This is a genomic window from Kitasatospora sp. NPDC048298 (assembly GCF_043201465.1).
Taxonomy (GTDB): domain Bacteria; phylum Actinomycetota; class Actinomycetes; order Streptomycetales; family Streptomycetaceae; genus Kitasatospora.
Genome location: NZ_JBICYZ010000006.1, coordinates 39116 through 54796, shown reverse-complemented (window position 1 = coordinate 54796; position 15681 = coordinate 39116). Strand labels below are relative to the sequence as shown.

The 15681-nt window shown below is 71.7% G+C and carries 14 protein-coding genes, 1 tRNA gene and 1 pseudogene; 15 read left to right on the top strand and 1 reads right to left on the bottom strand.

Going from position 1 to position 15681, the window contains the following annotated elements; translation table 11 throughout:
• Positions 1-96 precede the first annotated feature (96 nt).
• Positions 97-393 carry a type II toxin-antitoxin system VapB family antitoxin gene (locus ACGF0D_RS07175; RefSeq protein ID WP_030061387.1) on the top strand — a complete coding sequence of 99 codons (297 nt, stop codon included), beginning with the start codon at positions 97-99 and terminating at the stop codon, positions 391-393.
• Between the two features lie 271 nt (positions 394-664).
• Positions 665-1345 carry a LytR C-terminal domain-containing protein gene (locus ACGF0D_RS07170; RefSeq protein ID WP_392914353.1) on the top strand — a complete coding sequence of 227 codons (681 nt, stop codon included), beginning with the start codon at positions 665-667 and terminating at the stop codon, positions 1343-1345.
• Between the two features lie 82 nt (positions 1346-1427).
• Here the strand turns inward: ACGF0D_RS07170 and upp are convergent, their stop codons facing one another.
• Positions 1428-2063 carry a uracil phosphoribosyltransferase gene (gene upp, locus ACGF0D_RS07165; protein ID WP_392868411.1) on the bottom strand — a complete coding sequence of 212 codons (636 nt, stop codon included), beginning with the start codon at positions 2061-2063 and terminating at the stop codon, positions 1428-1430.
• Between the two features lie 196 nt (positions 2064-2259).
• Here upp and ACGF0D_RS07160 point away from each other — a divergent pair, with 196 nt between their 5' ends.
• The 13 genes and pseudogenes from ACGF0D_RS07160 to ACGF0D_RS07100 form a co-directional block, all read left to right on the top strand.
• Entirely contained in the window at positions 2260-2463 is a 204-nt protein-coding gene (locus ACGF0D_RS07160; protein ID WP_392914352.1) for a hypothetical protein, read from the top strand.
• Positions 2464-2787: 324 nt separating this feature from the next.
• Positions 2788-3345 (top strand): tRNA adenosine deaminase-associated protein, encoded by a 558-nt coding sequence (locus ACGF0D_RS07155; RefSeq protein ID WP_392914234.1) that lies wholly within the window; start codon positions 2788-2790, stop codon positions 3343-3345.
• 49 nt (positions 3346-3394) lie between these two features.
• Entirely contained in the window at positions 3395-3919 is a 525-nt protein-coding gene (tadA, locus tag ACGF0D_RS07150; RefSeq protein WP_392868415.1) for a tRNA adenosine(34) deaminase TadA, read from the top strand.
• Positions 3920-4011: 92 nt separating this feature from the next.
• Positions 4012-4098 (top strand) — tRNA-Ser (locus ACGF0D_RS07145).
• A 496-nt stretch (positions 4099-4594) separates the two neighbouring features.
• Positions 4595-4759: a hypothetical protein gene (locus tag ACGF0D_RS07140; RefSeq protein WP_392868417.1), complete on the top strand. Its 165-nt coding sequence runs from the start codon at positions 4595-4597 to the stop codon at positions 4757-4759.
• 91 nt (positions 4760-4850) lie between these two features.
• Entirely contained in the window at positions 4851-5144 is a 294-nt protein-coding gene (locus tag ACGF0D_RS07135; RefSeq protein WP_392868419.1) for a Dabb family protein, read from the top strand.
• A gap of 326 nt (positions 5145-5470) precedes the next feature.
• The gene (locus ACGF0D_RS07130; RefSeq protein WP_392868421.1) at positions 5471-6316 is read left to right on the top strand and encodes an RNA polymerase sigma factor SigF; all 846 of its coding nucleotides are present in this window, start codon (positions 5471-5473) and stop codon (positions 6314-6316) included.
• 145 nt (positions 6317-6461) lie between these two features.
• Entirely contained in the window at positions 6462-7367 is a 906-nt protein-coding gene (locus ACGF0D_RS07125; RefSeq protein WP_392868423.1) for an RNA polymerase sigma factor SigF, read from the top strand.
• A gap of 689 nt (positions 7368-8056) precedes the next feature.
• On the top strand, positions 8057-10423 hold the full coding sequence (locus ACGF0D_RS07120) for a hypothetical protein (RefSeq protein WP_392914233.1): 2367 nt from the start codon (positions 8057-8059) through the stop codon (positions 10421-10423).
• Between the two features lie 114 nt (positions 10424-10537).
• Positions 10538-12052 carry a GT4 family glycosyltransferase PelF gene (gene pelF, locus ACGF0D_RS07115; protein ID WP_392868427.1) on the top strand — a complete coding sequence of 505 codons (1515 nt, stop codon included), beginning with the start codon at positions 10538-10540 and terminating at the stop codon, positions 12050-12052.
• 100 nt (positions 12053-12152) lie between these two features.
• Positions 12153-13679, top strand: a complete 1527-nt coding sequence (locus ACGF0D_RS07110) for a hypothetical protein (protein ID WP_392914232.1) — start codon at positions 12153-12155, stop codon at positions 13677-13679.
• 134 nt (positions 13680-13813) lie between these two features.
• Positions 13814-14806 carry an SDR family NAD(P)-dependent oxidoreductase gene (locus tag ACGF0D_RS07105; RefSeq protein WP_392868431.1) on the top strand — a complete coding sequence of 331 codons (993 nt, stop codon included), beginning with the start codon at positions 13814-13816 and terminating at the stop codon, positions 14804-14806.
• A 75-nt stretch (positions 14807-14881) separates the two neighbouring features.
• Positions 14882-15583: pseudogene (locus ACGF0D_RS07100) on the top strand (NDP-sugar synthase); the annotation flags it as partial.
• Positions 15584-15681 lie beyond the last annotated feature (98 nt).

Genomic DNA, 15681 nt, shown 5'->3' with positions numbered 1-15681 from the left:
CAAACAGCCGCATTCGTCCATGCGCAGTTCACACCGGCGCGCGTGGCGGCGCCGCGGCTGCTGCGCCATCCGCCGCCCAAACGGTAGGCTTTCCGTGTGATCTTCAAGCGCATCGGCAATGGGCGGCCGTACCCGGATCACGGCCGGACGAGCACCCGCCAGTGGGCTGACGTCGCCCCGCGCCCGGTGCGACTCGACCAGCTGGTGACCACCAAGGGTCAACTCGACCTCGAAACCCTTCTGGCCGAGGACTCGACGTTCTACGGGGACCTCTTCGCCCACGTGGTGAAGTGGCACGGCGACCTCTACCTGGAGGACGGTCTGCACAGGGCCGTCCGCGCGGCGCTGCAGCAGCGCCAGGTGCTGCACGCCCGTGTCCTCGAAATGGAGTGACGGGCCCCACCCCGGGGCCGTCCCTCCCGCACGGACCTTCCGGACCGCCCCCCGCCACCCGGCGGAGGGCGGTCCGTCCGTACCCCGGTACCCCCTTTCGGGTACCGGGGTACGCCAGATGATGATCGTTTAGTACCTTCGAAGCCGTACGGCACTACGCTGCTGACTACGGCCGCGACCAGGGGATTCCGCCCGCACCGGGGGAGGTCCCCACCCGGCCGATCCGTCATCCCGACCCCGCCCTGGCACGAGGGGGAGACAAACCGTGAGCATGTTGACTCCCCGAGGCCTCAAGGGGAAGCAGTACCGCGTCACCGGCAACACCTACCCGCGGTTGGGCCGGCCCCCGAAGAAGAGCCGCAAGGTGGTCGCCACACTCGCCGGCCTGCTCGCCCTGGCCCTGGTCGCGCTCGGCGGCGTGCAGCTGTACGACATCTTCACCGGCAGGAACAAGAACGCCTCGGCGCAGGCCTGCGCGACCCCGTCCGGCAAGGCCCTGGCCGCCCCGACCCCGGGGGCCGCCCCGGGCGCCCCCGCCGCCGGTGCGCCGGCCGCCGGGCAGGGCGACCCGAACGCCGTCCCGCAGCCCACCGCGGTCACCGTGAACATCTACAACGCCACCACCAAGGCCGGTCTGGCCGGCCGGACGGCCGAGGAGTTCAAGAAGCGCGGCTTCGTCATCGGCAAGGTCGGCAACGCCCCGGCCGAGCTGGACAAGAAGGTGCCCGGCACCGCCCAGGTGATCGCCGGTCCGACCGGCGCCGGCGCGGGCACCCTGGTCAGCTCGCAGATCGCCGGGGCCGCCGTCACCGCCGACGCCCGCACCGACGCCAGCGTGGACTTCGTGATCGGCGACAGCTACAACGCCCTGCTGGACGAGACCCAGGTGGCCGCCGCCCTCGCGCTGGCCACCAAGCCCTCCCCCACCCCGACCGCCACCGGCAGCTGCTGACCCACCGGACGGACGGACAGGAGAGCCCCCGGCAGACGCAGCGCCGGGGGCTCTCGGTGTTCGGTGGTTCGGGTGGGCAGGCTCAGCCGGCCGTGCCGTAGAGCCGGTCGCCCGCGTCGCCCAGGCCGGGGACGATGTAGCCGTTCTCGTTGAGCCGCTCGTCCAGGGCGGCGGTGACCACGGTGACCGGCAGGTCCGCCAGCTCCCGTCGCATCACCTCGACGCCCTCGGGGGAGGCCAGCAGCACCACGGCGGTGACGTCGGTCGCGCCGCGCTCGATCAGCATCCTGATCGCGGCGACCAGGGTGCCGCCGGTGGCCAGCATCGGGTCGAGCACGTAGACCTGGCGGCCGGAGAGGTCGTCCGGCATCCGGGTGGCGTAGGTGGAGGCCTCGAGGGTCTCCTCGTTGCGGACCATGCCGAGGAAGCCGACCTCGGCGGTCGGCAGCAGGCGGGTCATCCCGTCCAGCATGCCGAGGCCGGCCCGCAGGATCGGGACCACCAGCGGGCGCGGGTAGCTGAGCCGGGTACCCAGCGTGACCGCCACGGGCGTGGTGATCTCCACCTCGTCGGTGCGGACGTCCCGGGTGGCCTCGTACGCGAGGAGGGTCACCAGCTCGTCGGTCAGGCGACGGAAGGTCGGCGAGTCGGTGCGCTCGTCGCGCAGGGTGGAGAGCTTGTGGGCGACCAGGGGGTGGTCGACGACGTGGAGACGCATGTATCGAGGTTAGCCCGCTCCTGGACGGGTGTACGACTCGCCGTGCCCCACCCGCGCGCCGGTGCGGGTGACACGCCGGTGACACGCCGTGACCCGCCGTGGCTGTCCGGACGGAAGTGCCTTCTGTGGTATCAACCGGGCCGTTCTGGGAATGTCACGTCTTATGACGAGCAACCCGAACGCCGGGGACGGCTCGATGGACGAGCCCTTCGACGGGGCGGGCCGCAGCCAGGGCCCGCCGTACGACCACCCGGAGACCGAGGCGGAGCGCCGCAGGCGGCGGGCCGTCTTCCTGCGTGAGCTCACCGAGGCGCGCGAACTGCGGGAGCGGGTCCAGCCCCGGCGGACCAAGGAGCGGCGGATGCGCGAGGCGATGCGGATGCGAACCTTCCGGATCTGACACGGCCCGGAGGCGCCCCCGGCCCGTCCTGACGCGATCCTGACGCGCACCCGGCGCGGCCCCCGGACCGCCCGCGATCGGCGGCGGCGGCCCCGTTCCGGCGTTCGGAGCAAATTTCGACCGGCTTCGGACCGCCCCGGCCGGAAAACGCCCTCCGCCACCCGGTCCTTCCGACACGACCTGCAAAGACGCGCTGCCGAACACCCCCCGCGAGGGCGGGCTTTCTGTCACGATTCCGATGGGACGGTCCGAACAAGCGGACCGCCTCTGGCGCGGGGGCGGCCAGTTTTCCGCGTTGCCCGTGCGCGCCGACAGCCGAGACCGATGATCTTGGGAGTGTCCCTGGTGGCGTACTTCGCTGCAGTGCTTGCTCGCACCGAGGACGGGTGGGATGTGAGCGAGACGGAGCTCGACGACGTCGAAACCCTGGCCGATCTGGCCGACCTGGCCCGCGACTCCACCCAGGACGACGACAGCGTCCTGATCTTCATCGAACAGGAGGACGCCTGGTTCGCCATCGTCCGCGTGGACGGCGAGGAGGACCCGCGGATCTTCGTGTCGGACGGCGCCGCGGCCGCCCGCAGCTCCTACGGCTCCGTCCTCACCGACGAGTTGGTCGACCAGGCCGGAGAGAGCGAGTTCGGCGACCTGGACCACCTGCTGGACGAGGCCGAGGAGGCCGAGGAGCAGGACGAGGAGGAGGCCGACGTCCGCGGCGGCGTCCCGGTCGGCCCGCTCGGCGACGCCCACCTGCTCACCGAGTTCGGCCTCGCCTCCGAGGAACTGCTCGCGCTCAGCGGCGAGGGCGCGGTGCCGGGCGACGCCCTGGAGGAGATCGCCGAGGCCCTCGGCTGCGGCGAGGTCCTGGAGGCCGTCCGGTAGCGGGTCGGCCGTGCCGGTGTCCGCCACCGGATACCCGACACTGGATGCCATGCAGCCCGCCACCTCGCTGACCGTCCCGCACGTCCCCCCGCTGCCCGCCCCCGTCCGCCCCGACCCGGTCCGCGACCGCTGGGCGGCGCCGATGCGCCTCGCCATCGCCGAGGCCGCGCTGGCGCCGGCCACCGGGGACGTACCCGTCGGGGCACTCGTCCTGGGCCCGGACGGCCGGGTGATCGGGCGCGGCCACAACGAGCGCGAGGCGGTCGGCGACCCGACCGCGCACGCCGAGGTGGTCGCGATCCGGCAGGCGGCCGAGCAGATCGGAGAGTGGCGGCTGAGCGGCTGCACGCTGGTCGTCACGCTGGAGCCGTGCACGATGTGTGCCGGGGCCATCGTGCTGTCCCGGATCGACCGGGTGGTCTACGGCGCCCTCGACGAGAAGGCCGGCGCGGCCGGCTCGCTCTTCGACGTGATGCGCGACCGCCGGCTCAACCACCGCCCCGAGGTGGTCTGGGGCGTCCTCGCCGAGGAGTGCGGCGAGCAGCTGCGCGCCTTCTTCGACACCCACCGCTGAACACCCGCTGAACACCCGCCGCCGAGGGCCCGCCGGACGCCGCGGCGATACGGATTTCGTGACTGCGCCACCCCTCCGGTAGAGTTCCTCTCGGTAGCGTGTCCGAGCGGCCAAAGGAGCACGCCTCGAAAGCGTGTGTGGGGGCAACTCCACCGTGGGTTCGAATCCCACCGCTACCGCTCGAAAGCCCGAGGGCCCGTCCGATCCGGACGGGCCCTCGGCGTTTGTCGGGTCGGTGCGCCGCCCACCGGCGCCGTGCACGGGTCGGCGCGGACACGGGAGCGGGAACGAAAACGGCTCCGTACCCCGGGCCGATGACCACCGGTGCCCGGTCCGTACGGAGCCTGGAGGGGGGAGCGGCTCGGGGGGACTGACCGCTCCCCCGACGGAGTCCCACAACCGGCGCCGCGTCGGGGGGAAGCCGCGGCCACCGGTCCCACAGCGGGGAGCTCCGGATCCATGCACCGGGGATTCCTGCCAGATCCTCGGTACGTCTTCCATCCTGCCGCCCGGCCCACGGCGGGGCACCCGGAGAAAGGCCTCACTCGCGGGGACCTTCGTCCCGCCGGCCGAACGCGTCGCACACTTGATAGCCCGTCCGGGTGGATAAGCTGCCCCTGCAGGCCGCTCGGGGACCGGATGACGGCGGCCCACGGCTCGGAGGAAGGTCACCCGATGGCGCAGGCGAAGAAGATCGGCATGGTCCTCCTGCTCGTCTTCGTGCTCTACTCGATCATCACCTCCCCCTCGCGGTCCGCCGAGCTGGTGCAGCTCGGGTTCGAGGGGATCTCGAACGCGGCCAAGGCGGTCGGCGCCTTCATGACAGGTCTGATCAAGTGACGGACGGCCACCCCTTCGAATGGCCGCCGGCCCCCGTGCACCGGCTACGGTGTGCGGGACCCTCTGTCCCCGTCCGCGAGGAGCGGCAATCGTGATCCGCCACCTGGTCCTGTTCAAGCTCAACGAAGGCGTCGGCAAGGACGAAGAGCGCGTGCTCGCCGGCGCCAAGGCCTTCGAGGCGCTCGGCGCGGTGATCCCCGAGCTGCGCGAGTGGGAGTGCGGCTGGAACACCACCGAGCGCGACATCGCGTACGACTACGCGATCAACAGCCTGGTCGAGGACCGCGACGCCCTCCAGGCCTACCTGACCCACCCGGACCACCAGGCGGCGGCCGGCCTCTGGCGCGAGTTCGCCACCTGGGTCATCGCCGACGTCGAGGTCTGAGCACCCGTCCGGCCCCGAGCCGTCCGACCGGCCCGCCCCGAGCCGGTCCCGCGCCCGTCCCGGGCCCTTCCCCCGGACGGCCGCCGCGCCCCGTCCGCACCCGCGGGCGGGGCGCTCTGCTCCGTCCCCGGAGCGACCCGTGCGGCGCTTCGCCGGCCGGCCCGGGAAACGTTGAAAGCCCCACCAACACACCTCCGTCGGGTGCTTGCCCGACCTGTGCCCACCTTGTGATGCTATGACCGGTTTTGCCGGACCTGGCTAGGTGGAGAACCGGCCGCGACACCCGATCCGCGGGGCCCGCCGTCGACGACTTTGGGAGGGGTGAGGTGTCCGTGGACGAAGTGCTGGCTGCGATCACCAGCCCGGCCGGCGAGCTCCGCCCGGACCGGCTGCGCGGCCCCGGCGGCCGGCCCGTCGTGGACGTCCGGACGTTGACCCGGGTGCTGTTCGAGCGGCTCGCCGAACTGCCCCCCGACACCCCCGAGCGGGAACGGGTCAGGGCCGCCCTGATCGAGGTGAACATCCCGCTGGTCCGCTACGCGGCCACCCGCTTCCGCAGTCGCAGCGAGCCCATGGAGGACGTCGTCCAGGTCGGCACGATCGGCCTGATCAACGCGATCGACCGCTTCGACCCCGGCCGCGGCGTCCAGTTCCCCACCTACGCGCTGCCGACCATCCTGGGCGAGATCAAGCGCTACTTCCGGGACAACGTCCGCACCATGCACGTCCCGCGCCGGCTCCAGGAGCTGTGGGTCCAGGTCAGCGGCGCGATGGAGGAGCTGACGGTGCTGCACGGGCGGGTGCCCAAGGTGCCCGAGATCGCCGCCAGCCTGCGGATCCCCGAGGAGGACGTCCGGGCCTGCCTGGACGCCGGGCGGGCCTACAACGCGGCGTCCCTGGAGGCCGCGCAGGAGCACGAGGGCGGGCTCGCCCTGCTCGACCGGCTCGGGTACGAGGACTCCGCGCTGGCCGAGGTCGAACACCGGGACATGGTCCGCCACCTGCTGGTCCAGCTCCCCGAGCGGGAGCGGCGGATCGTGATGCTGCGCTTCTTCGCCAACCTGACCCAGTCCCAGATCAGCACCGAGCTGGGGATGTCCCAGATGCACGTGTCCCGGCTGCTCTCACGGATCCTGACCAGGCTTCGGACCGGCAACTCCTGGGAAGAGTGAGATTGCAGCGCGTCACCCCGGCGTGACATCTTGCGACGTTCGGGTTTGCCGTGGACCGTGTTCCGGTATGGAGGGGGAAGGCCCTCGCCCGGGAACCACCGCGCGAAGGCCCCCGTTCAACCGACAGTCACAAGGGGGTGGGTGCATGTCCGGAGAGCTGGGCACTGCGGAGATCCACGCTGGCCAGGCCAACGGCACGGCCGTCGTCGAGGACCTGGTCCCGCGGCAGCGGGTCGAACCGGTCCGGCCGCCCGGCCCCGACGCGGGATCGGAGACGCCGCCCGGCTCCGGGCTGGACACCCGAACGCTCTCCCGCTCGCTGTTCCTGCGGCTGGCCTCGCTGGACCCCGGCAGCACCGAGCACGCCTACGTCCGCGACACCCTGATCGAGCTCAACCTGCCGCTGGTCCGGTACGCCTCGGCGCGCTTCCGCAGCCGCAACGAGCCGATGGAGGACATCGTCCAGGTCGGCACGATCGGCCTGATCAAGGCGATCGACCGGTTCGACCCGGAGCGCGGGGTGGAGTTCCCCACCTTCGCGATGCCCACCGTGGTCGGCGAGATCAAGCGCTTCTTCCGGGACACCAGTTGGTCGGTCCGCGTTCCGCGGCGGCTCCAGGAGCTGCGGCTGGCGCTCACCAAGGCCGGCGACGAGCTCTCCCAACGGCTGGACCGCTCCCCCACCGTCGCCGAGCTGGCCACCTGCCTGGGGGTCAGCGAGGAGGACGTGGTCGAGGGCCTCGCGGTCGGCAACGCGTACACCGCCAGCTCGCTCGACTCCAGCACCGGCGAGGAGGACAGCGACGGGCCGCTGGCCGACCGGCTGGGCTACGAGGACCTCGCGCTGGAGGGCGTCGAGTACCGGGAGTCGCTCAAGCCGCTGCTGGCCAAGCTGCCGCCGCGCGAGCGCCGGATCATCATGCTGCGGTTCTTCGGCAACCTGACCCAGTCGCAGATCGGCGAGGAGATCGGGATCTCCCAGATGCACGTCTCCCGGCTGCTCACCCGGACGCTCACCCAGCTGCGCGAGGGGCTGGTCAACGAGGGCTGAGCCCGCCGCACCGGGGCCGGGCCGTTCTTCGGCCCGGCCCCGCGCCGTGTGCCGGGCCGATCCGGCGCGGTGGCACGGTTCAGGCCATCGCCGCGCGGCGCCGTCCCGCGACGGGGAATCAGCCCGTCAGCCGCCCGTCAGCGGCCCGGATCCCGGGCGTCCGGCGCGCCGCGCGGCACCGGCGCCCGCGTCCGACCAGCGGCGTTCCGCCCGGCTCCGGTGACGCATTCCGTACGCTCCGGAATCCCCGCGGCTCGGTATGCTGATCAACCGCGCGAGCACTTCCATTGCATATTCGGACTGTCACATGGCACAGCGGTGCCCGATATTGCATGAACCTGCCCAACGGGGCAGCGGGATGTGCAAGAGTGTGATGGGCAAGGGCAACAGTGCAGGTGTCCCGTCCGCCCCACTGGGCCGCACCGTCGGTAACCACGTGTAGCACTCGGCTTCCGGTTTTTCATTCTCAATTCATTATTTGCGCCGCCGGTACGGTTCCGGTCACAATCAGCGCCTTCATGGCTTCGCCATGAACGTTGGTAACAGGTTCGCTGCACTCTCGCCCAATTGGTCCCTCGCACCGCTGTCCCTCGACCAGGATGGGCCCCGGGCAGCCTGCTGCCCGCGAACAGCTACACGGGCAGGCGAGCGGCGAGCAGCGCCGCGCCTGCCCCAAGGGGAGGATCACCATGGGTCGAGCGACCCGAAGAGTCGCCGCGTGCGCGGCGGCAGTCCTGCTGGCCAGCGGCTTGCAGACCACCCTGGCCCACGGCGAGACCACGCCGCCCAGGATCGACCTCACCGTCCTGGTCGTCGACGACGGCGGCCCGTCCGTCGCGGCCGTCGCCGCCGAGCTGAAGAGCCAGGGGACGCCCTACAAGGTCGTCAGCCTCAACGACCCCAACCGACCCGTCATCAACTCCGCTTTCCTGAGTGACACGGTGAACGGCCTGCCCCGGGGGAAGTTCCAGGGCATCGTGCTGCCCAACGAAAACCCCTTCCCCAACAGTGCCGCCGAGATGACGGCGATCGCGAGCTACGAAGCCGCATTCAACGTCCGCCAGATCGACGCGTACACGTGGGCCAACCCGGCAGTGGGTCTGAACTACGCTCAGAATCCCGGATTCGTGGGCACTCTGGACGGATTCCAGGGCGCCACCACCGCCGCCGGAACTTCGGGCCCGTTCGGGTACCTCAAGGGCAGCGTCCCGTTCGAGGACAACGACCCGAACGTCAGCGAGAGCTACGGGTACCTGGCCACCCCGCTCGCCGGTCTGCCGGCCGGCGCCTCGTTCGTCCCGCTGGTCGACGCGCCGATACCCAGCACGACCGCCCGCGGTTCACTGGTCGGCGAGTACACCCACGACGGCCGCAAGGAACTGGTCGTCACGTTCGTCTACAACCAGTACCAGCAGCAGTACCGCCTGCTGGCCCGCGGCATGGTCGACTGGCTCACCCAGGGCGTCCACCTCGGCTACGACCGCAACTACTTCGCCACCCACGTGGACGACGTCTTCCTGGCCGACGACCGCTGGGACACCGCGCTCAAGTGCACCCCCGGCGACGTCACCTGCCCGCCCGGCACCCCGGACACCGCCAACCCGATCCGGATGACCGTCGACGACGCCAACCACCTGAAGCAGTGGCAGGCCGCCAACAACTTCACCCTGGACATGGTGTTCAACGGTGGCGGCAGCGAGGACTGGAAGGCCGACCACGAGACCACCGTGGACCCCACGGCGGACCAGATGATCGCCGACCAGAGCAGCTACCGGTGGGTCAACCACACCTACACCCACCCGTACCTGGGCTGCGTCCAGAACGTCGCCGTGGTGCCGTGGGTCTGCAGCAAGAACGCCGCGGGCGGGACGGTCTGGGTCGACCAGAACACCATCTCCACCCAGATCCAGAACAACTTCGACTGGGCCGCCGCGCGCGGCCTCCAGGTCGACCCGCAGACCCTGGTCACCGGTGAGCACTCCGGTCTGCTGACCGCCCCGCAGGAGACCAGCGACAACCCGAACCTGGCGCCGGCGCTGGCCTCCCACGGCATCAAGTTCACCGCCAGCGACGCCTCCCGCGAGAGCGGCCAGCGCGCCGTCGGCACCTCCACGCTGACCGTGCCGCGGTACCCGATGAACGTCTTCTACAACGCCGGCACGGCGAAGGAGGAGGCCGACGAGTACAACTGGATCTACACCAGCAAGGCCAACGGCGGCAGCGGCGTCTGCGAGAACAACGCCAACTCGACCTGCCTGTCGCAGCCGCTGGACACCAGCACCGGCTACCAGTCGTACATCGTGCCGCTGGAGGCCCGGATCGACCTCGGCCACGTGCTGAACAACGACCCGCGGCCGCACTTCGTGCACCAGTCGAACCTGTCCGAGGACCGCATCCTGTACCCGGTGCTGGAGAAGATCCTCGGCACCTACCGCTCGCTGCACGCGGACAACGCCCCGATCGTGAACCTGAGCCAGCGCGAGATCGGCCAGGAGTTCCAGCGCCGCGCGGCCTGGAACAACGCGCTCGCCGCCGGCCAGGTCACCGCCTACCGGGTCGGCAACACCGTCACCGTGAACGCGCCGTCCGGCGTTCAGGTCCAGGCCACCATGCCGACCGGAACTGCTCAGAAGCTGGCCATCGGGACGGGCGGGTTCGGTTCGTCCTACGCCGGTACCCTCTCGGGTTGGGTGGCCCCGGGCGCGCTGCAGAGCAGCGTCACCCTGCAGCTGCCGTCCGCCCCGGCCGCCCCGGCGGCCGTCGCCCCGAGCGTCGCGGCCAAGTCCGTCCCGGCCCCGGTGCCGGCGGACAAGAAGGTCGTGCCGCAGGGCGTCGCCACCCCGGTCCCGGTGGGCCCGAGCGACACCACGCGCAAGCCCGCCGCGTCCCTGGTCCCGGGTAGCGGAACCCCGGTGCCCGGCAAGGACGTCGTCGCTGGCACCATCGGTCAGGGCGGCAACGGCCACCACGGCGACACCGCTGCGACGAAGAACGGCAAGGCGTCTGGGGGGACGGCCACGCCGAGCAGCACCACCGGACGCTCCGGCAACCGGTAACCGGTACCACCCGCCGTCGGCGGGGTCGGGCCGGTCGCCCGGCCCGGCCCCGCCACGGCTCCCGTTCCGGTCATCCAGGCCGGAACCGACGCAAGAACAGGAGGGGGGACAGGAATGCGCGTCACCCTGCTCACCGAGGGGACGTATCCGCACCAGCACGGCGGCGTGAGCGTCTGGTGCGACCAGCTCGTTCAGGGCATGCCGGACGTCGAGTTCGACGTCATCGCCGTCACCGGAACCGGCCACGAGTCGCTGGCCTGGGAACTGCCCGCCAACGTGCGGTCGGTCACCACCGCACCGCTGTGGGGGCCGGCCTCGGAAGGCCGACCGCCGCGCGGCAAGGAGATGCGGCGCTTCCTCAACGCGTACGAGCGCTTCCTGCACTCCATCCTCGATCCGGTCTACACCACCCACTTCGGCACCGAGCTGTACAACTTCGCCGACCTCGCCCGGCACGGGCTGCTCAGCCCGGCGCTGCGCAGCGAGCGCGCCCTGCGCACCCTCCAGCACGTCTGGACCCGCGACTACCTGCCGACCGCCGTCTCCCGGCCCACCATGCACGACGCCCTGAACGCCACCGACCTGCTGGAGCACGCCCTGCGGCCGCTCTCGGTCGAGCCGCCCAAGGACGGCGTCGCGCACGCGGCCAGCGGCGGGCTCGCCACCCTGCCCGGGCTGATCGCCGCTCAGCAGTACGGCGTACCGTTTCTGCTCACCGAGCACGGCATCTACCTGCGCGAGCGCTACCTGGGCTATCGCACCGGCCCGTACCGCTGGCCGGTCAAGGCGCTGCTGCTCGGCTTCTACCGGATGCTCGCCGAGGAGAGCTACCGGCAGGCCGCGCTGGTCACCCCCGGCAACCGGTACAACCGGCGCTGGGAGGAGCGCGGCGGCACGCCGTCCTCGCACATCCGCACCGTCTACAACGGGGTGGACCCGGCGGCCTTCCCGCCGGCCGGCCCCGAACCCGAGACGCCGACCCTCAGCTGGGCCGGCCGGGTCGACCCGATCAAGGACCTGGAGACGCTGATCCGGGCCTTCGCCATCGTCCAGCGCGAGATCCCCGAGGCGCGGCTGCGGCTCTTCGGCGGCACTCCCAAGGGCGGCGAGGCGTACCGGGACGGCTGCATAGCCCTGGCCGCCGAGCTCGGCATAGCCGACTCGGTGGCCTTCGAGGGCCGCGTCGCCGACATCACCGACGCGTACGCGGCGGGCAACGTGGTCATGCTCTCCAGCATCAGCGAGGGCTTCCCGTTCACCCTGATCGAGGCGATGTCCTGCGGCCGCGCGACCGTCTCGACCGACGTCGGCGGCGTGCGCGAGGCCGTCGGCGACACCGGACTGGTCGTCCCCCCGCGCGAGCCGGAGCCGATGGCGGCCGCCGCGATCGAGCTGCTGCGCGACGCCGAACGGCGCGCCCGGCTCGGCGAGGGCGCCCGGCTCCGGGTGATCGAGCAGTTCACCCTCCGCCAGAACATCGACGGCTTCCGCGGCATCTACACCGAACTCCTGGGCACCGCCCGCTGGATGCCGGGCGGCATGGTCGCCGTCACCGACCAGGCCCCCAGCCCCGACTGGGACCAGCAGCTGGCCGCCGCCCGCCCCGAGCCGAGCGAGGTCGGGGCGTGAACGAGCGTTGGGGGTACCCCCGGCCGAAGGCTGGGGGAGCGAGAACCATCGAGAGGCGCGTGTCCCGCGAGGCGGCCGCCGAGCACAGCGAGGTCGGGGCATGAGTGGTCCACTGCGTCTGATCCCCGGCGAGGGCGGTCCCGAGCACACCATGCAGCTGCGCACGCTGCCGCTCAAGCGACGCCGCCCCGTCCCGCCGGAGCCGGATCCGGATCCGGAAGACTCGCTCTACCTGCCCGCGGACCCGCTGGACGAACTCGCCGAGCGCCTGCGCGACGTCTGCGCCGACGCCGTCCACCCGTACGAGATCGCGGCCTTCCTGGAGTCCGACGGCCTCTCGGACGAGCAGGCCGCCCTGCTGTACGGCCGCCCCGACGCCTTCACCGTCGCCGAGGAGCTGTTCGAGAAGGTCGAGCGCCGCTACCCCGGCCCGAGCTCCGAGTTCGCCAACCCCTGGCGGGCCGACCCCTGGCGCTGCGTGGTGCGCGGCCTGGTGTTCGCGCTGCCGGGACTCGGCTACCTGCTCGGCGCCAGCCTGTTCGCGACCACCCGGATGCGCTTCGGCCTGCCCTCGGGCATGCTCGCGCTGTCCGTCGCCACGCTGGTCAGCTGGGGCTTCAACCAGGCACTGGCGCACCGCTCCTACCGCTGGCTGAGCCGGCTGCGCCGCCGCGACGCCGCGGTCTGCCTGGCCTTCGGCGCCCCGGCCGGCGCGCTGGTCGCCTCGGTCGCCGCGTACCTGGTCGGCGGGCCGCTCGGCGCGCTGTGCTTCGCCGCCGGGCAGTCCTGCTACCTGGCCGCGGCCACCGTGCTGCTGGTGCTCGGGCGGGAGAAGTTCCTGCTGCTGGCACTGGCCCCGGCCTCGGTCGGCGCGGGCGTGGTACTGGCGGTGGACGTCCCGCAGCTGGTCCGTACGGTGGTGCTGCTCGCCTCGGTGGCACTGGCGGTCGGGCTGGCCGTCCGGGAGCTGCTGGCCTGCATCCGCGGCGGCGAACGCGAGTCCGTCGAGCTGAGGCTGCCGGTCCGCCAGGAGCTCCCGCACCTGCTGTTCGGCCTGGCCTGCGGCGCGCTCACGCTGATCGCCGGCCTCGGCGGGACCATCCACCAGGCCGTGCAGACCGGCGGCCACGCCACGCAGGGGACGTCGACCACCCCGACCGGCCCGGCCATGATCGCGCTGACGCTCAGCCTGGGCCTCGCCGAGTGGCTGCTCTTCCGCTACCGGGCGCTGGCGGTGGCCGCGCTGCGCACCAGCCACACCAGCGGTCAGTTCTCCCGCCGCACCGGTGCGATCCTGCTCGGCTGCCTGTTCATCTACCTCACCACCGTGGCCGCGCTGGACGCCGCCGCGACCGTGCTGTGGCCCGGCGCCCCCGCGCTCGGCGTGCCGCAGCTCGGCGCGATGCTGCTCCTCGGCGGCTCGCTCTGGCTGGCGCTGCTGCTGAACGCCTTCGGGTTCAGCTGGAGCACCGCCCTCGTCTGTCTGGCCGCCGCGGTCGCCGAGAGCGCCGGGCTGCTGGCAGGTGTGGACCCGATCGTCCTGCAGCTGATCGGCTGCGGGGCGGCCGCCGTCGTCCTCACCGCACTCGCCGGGCCCGCGCTCGGCCGCACCACCCAGCACCGCTGAACACATCGAATATCCCGCACGCCTTCCTTCGCGTGCACCGCCGTACCCGTTCCACCCGAGACACCCACCCGTCGGCGGCGGCCGGCCGTCACCGAGCGTCGGCCGCCCCGGCAGATCGAGAAAGCGAAATCCGCATGAGCAGCGTCGCGGTAACCGGAGCCGAGGGCTTCATCGGCTCCCACCTCGTCGAGACCCTGGTCGCCGACGGGCACCACGTCCGCGCGATGGTCCAGTACAACTCGTTCTCGTCCTTCGGCTGGCTGGAGACCCTGTCCGCGGAGGTGCTGGAGTCGGTCGAGATCATCCTCGGCGACGTCCGGGACCCGGGCTCGGTCAACGGCCTGGTCAAGGGCACCGAGGCGGTCTACCACCTGGCCGCCCTGATCGCGATTCCGTACTCCTACCGAGCCCCCCACTCGTACGTGGACACCAATGTCACCGGCACCCTGAACGTGCTGGAGGCGGTGCGCCACCTGGAGATCCCCCGCCTGGTGCACACCTCCACCAGCGAGACCTACGGCACCGCGCAGACCGTGCCGATCACCGAGGACCACCCGATCAACACCCAGTCCCCGTACGCCGCCTCCAAGGCGGGCGGGGACCGGCTGGCGGACAGCTACCACGCCAGCTTCGAGACCCCGGTCGTCACCCTGCGCCCGTTCAACACCTTCGGCCCGCGCCAGTCGATGCGCGCCGTCATCCCGACCGTGATCGCCCAGGTCGCGGCCGGCCAGACCGAGATCACCCTCGGCGACCTGCGCCCGACCCGCGACTTCATGTTCGTCAAGGACACCGCCAACGCCTTCCGCACGGTGGGCACCGCCCCCGCCGAGACGGTGGTCGGCCGGACCTTCAACGCCGGCACCGGCGGCGAGATCTCGGTCGGCGACCTGGTCACCCTGATCGGCAAGCTGATGGGCGTGGACCTGGTGGTGAAGGAGGACGAGCAGCGCATCCGTCCGACCAACTCCGAGGTCATGCGCCTGGTCGCGGACGCGACCCGGCTGCGCGGGGCCACCGGCTGGGCCCCGGAGTTCAGCCTGGAGCAGGGCCTGGAGCAGACCATCGAGTTCTTCCGCGACCCGGCCAACCTGGCCCGCTACAAGACCGACATCTACAACGTCTGACCCGCCGCAACCGATCTTGCTCGTCCTGGTAACCAAGGTTCGTGTCCTGCACATCCTTTCCGTGGGGGAAACACCATGCACGCAGTGATCCTGGCCGGCGGTAAGGGCGTCCGTCTCCGCCCGTACACCACCGCGCTTCCCAAGCCGCTCGTTCCGATCGGCGACCAGCACGCGATCCTGGAGATCGTGATGCGACAGCTCGCCGCCGCGGGCTTCCAGAGCGTCACCCTGGCCATCGGCCACCTCGGCCACATCATCCGCGCCTACGTCGGCAACGGCTCCCAGTGGGGCCTGCGGGTCGGCTACGCCGTCGAGGACAGCCCGCTCGGCACCATGGGCCCGCTGCTCACCATGCAGGAGCGCCTGCCCGAGCACTTCCTGGTGATGAACGGCGACATCCTGACCGACCTGGACTTCGCCGGGGTGCTCAAGCACCACGAGGCGTCCGGCGCCCCGCTGACCATCGCCACCTACGCCCGTCAGGTCAAGATCGACTTCGGGGTGCTGACCGCCGCCGAGGGCACCATCACCGGCTTCCAGGAGAAGCCCAGCATCGACTACCGCGTCTCGATGGGCGTGTACGGCGTCTCCCGCTCGGCACTCGCCAAGTACACCCCCGGCCTGCCGCTGGGCTTCGACGAGCTGGTGCTGGACCTGCTGGCCGCCGGAACCCCGCCCGCGGCCTACGAGTTCGGCGGCTACTGGCTGGACATCGGCAGGCCCGACGACTACGACCGGGCCAACGCCGAGTTCTCCACCATCCGCCCGGTCCTGATGCCCTTCGAGTCGACCGGCCCCATCCCGGGCGGCGTCGCGGAACTGCCGATCCCGGCCGCCCGCACCGCTCCGGACGACACGACCGCCGAGCCCGCCGC

Bases quoted from the DNA above. Each gene is read 5' to 3' on its own strand.
- ACGF0D_RS07110 (WP_392914232.1), top strand. From the start codon at position 12,153: ATGAGTGGTCCACTGCGTCTGATCCCCGGCGAGGGCGGTCCCGAGCAC.
- ACGF0D_RS07160 (WP_392914352.1), top strand. From the start codon at position 2,260: ATGGACGAGCCCTTCGACGGGGCGGGCCGCAGCCAGGGCCCGCCGTAC.
- tadA (WP_392868415.1), top strand. From the start codon at position 3,395: ATGCAGCCCGCCACCTCGCTGACCGTCCCGCACGTCCCCCCGCTGCCC.
- ACGF0D_RS07140 (WP_392868417.1), top strand. From the start codon at position 4,595: ATGGCGCAGGCGAAGAAGATCGGCATGGTCCTCCTGCTCGTCTTCGTG.
- pelF (WP_392868427.1), top strand. From the start codon at position 10,538: ATGCGCGTCACCCTGCTCACCGAGGGGACGTATCCGCACCAGCACGGC.
- ACGF0D_RS07120 (WP_392914233.1), top strand. From the start codon at position 8,057: ATGGGTCGAGCGACCCGAAGAGTCGCCGCGTGCGCGGCGGCAGTCCTG.
- ACGF0D_RS07125 (WP_392868423.1), top strand. From the start codon at position 6,462: ATGTCCGGAGAGCTGGGCACTGCGGAGATCCACGCTGGCCAGGCCAAC.
- upp (WP_392868411.1), bottom strand. From the start codon at position 2,063: ATGCGTCTCCACGTCGTCGACCACCCCCTGGTCGCCCACAAGCTCTCC.
- ACGF0D_RS07155 (WP_392914234.1), top strand. From the start codon at position 2,788: ATGATCTTGGGAGTGTCCCTGGTGGCGTACTTCGCTGCAGTGCTTGCT.
- ACGF0D_RS07105 (WP_392868431.1), top strand. From the start codon at position 13,814: ATGAGCAGCGTCGCGGTAACCGGAGCCGAGGGCTTCATCGGCTCCCAC.
- ACGF0D_RS07170 (WP_392914353.1), top strand. From the start codon at position 665: ATGTTGACTCCCCGAGGCCTCAAGGGGAAGCAGTACCGCGTCACCGGC.